General features: G+C 38.5%; 2 protein-coding genes. Both read left to right on the top strand.

Going from position 1 to position 1,105, the window contains the following annotated elements:
- The coding region (locus tag OH459_RS27975; protein ID WP_269989871.1) for a hypothetical protein at positions 1 to 436 on the top strand (436 nt) is incomplete at its 5' end.
- A gap of 140 nt (positions 437 to 576) precedes the next feature.
- Entirely contained in the window at positions 577 to 984 is a 408-nt protein-coding gene (locus tag OH459_RS27965; protein ID WP_269989869.1) for a hypothetical protein, read from the top strand.
- The last annotated feature ends 121 nt before the right edge of the window (positions 985 to 1,105 follow it).

Genomic DNA, 1,105 nt, shown 5'->3' with positions numbered 1-1,105 from the left:
TGTGCTAAGGAAGGCGATGTTAAATAAACTGCGAAAAATGATTTTAGGTTGTACAGATCTAACTCCATTTGAAGAGCAATCTATTAAATTGTGTATTGATAATTTACCTGAAAACCTAAAGGGAATAGCTGCAGCGCAATTTAAAGAGTACAACCTTATTCAAAGGGAATATGACGGTCGCACTGTCAATTTCTATAAAGTGAAATGTTTGCGTAAAGTCGTCAATCCAAATCAATTGTTACCAATCAAAACTGATGATTGTGTATTAATCAAATTGGAATTGAAAACAATTTCAAATGAGAGAATTGGGGTAACTTTACATGCAACTGGGCATCGAATATTTAGTGCATCTTTTAGTAAAGATGTTTCTAATCTAGGTAAGATTGAAGGTATGCGGCTAGAAAAGCTCACTAAATCATGGCGCTCAGTCGTTTAGCACATAACAAACTGTTCAAGAGGGATTCGCAACGCGTGGCATTTTTACTATGCGTTGGTTTTAGTGTTTAAGATGGTATGCGGCGACTGCGGTATTGCGTTGCTCACCCCTTAACAGGGCGTTAGCTGTTCGAGAAACAAATGAAAATAATCGATAAGCCGTTATTTTGGCTATATGTTAAAACGCGAGACTCAGTCTTTTCATCATTTAAAGGTTTTTCCTCTCTACTCTTAGTCATCATTATTGCGGTTATAGTTTCAGGTAACAAATCTCCCGAAAACACCTTCATGTCTTACATGTTGTATCTGTTGGCGCTTAGTGTACCTACCTCAATGGGTCTTATGCTTTTGAAGCTTAAGTTTCGAAAAGTTGCAGGCTCAATTCCTAGGGCAGAGTTAGCGTACTTTTTACAGAACAATAGAGGTATCGAGCTGGAAAATGCTGTAAAAGGGACATTTTCGCTCTACCTATCATTGATAATTTATCTCTGGTTTTTGATGATGGTAGTTGCAGTTTTGGGACCTTTGATTTTAATGCTAGTGTTGTAGTACACAGCTAACAATCTGTTCAAGAGGGATTCGCAACGCGTGGCATTTTCACTATGCGTTGGTTTTAGTGTTTAAGGTGGTATGCGGCGACTTCGGCATTGCGTTGCTCACCCCTTAACAG

Origin of the sequence: Vibrio sp. MM46 (assembly GCF_027587135.1) — a bacterium.
GTDB lineage: Bacteria > Pseudomonadota > Gammaproteobacteria > Enterobacterales > Vibrionaceae > Vibrio > Vibrio harveyi.
Note: the sequence above shows the minus strand (reverse complement) of the source record. Positions and strands in the feature narration are given on the sequence as shown.

Coding starts and splice junctions, on each gene's coding strand:
- OH459_RS27965 (WP_269989869.1), top strand. CDS start 577: ATGAAAATAATCGATAAGCCGTTATTTTGGCTATATGTTAAAACGCGA.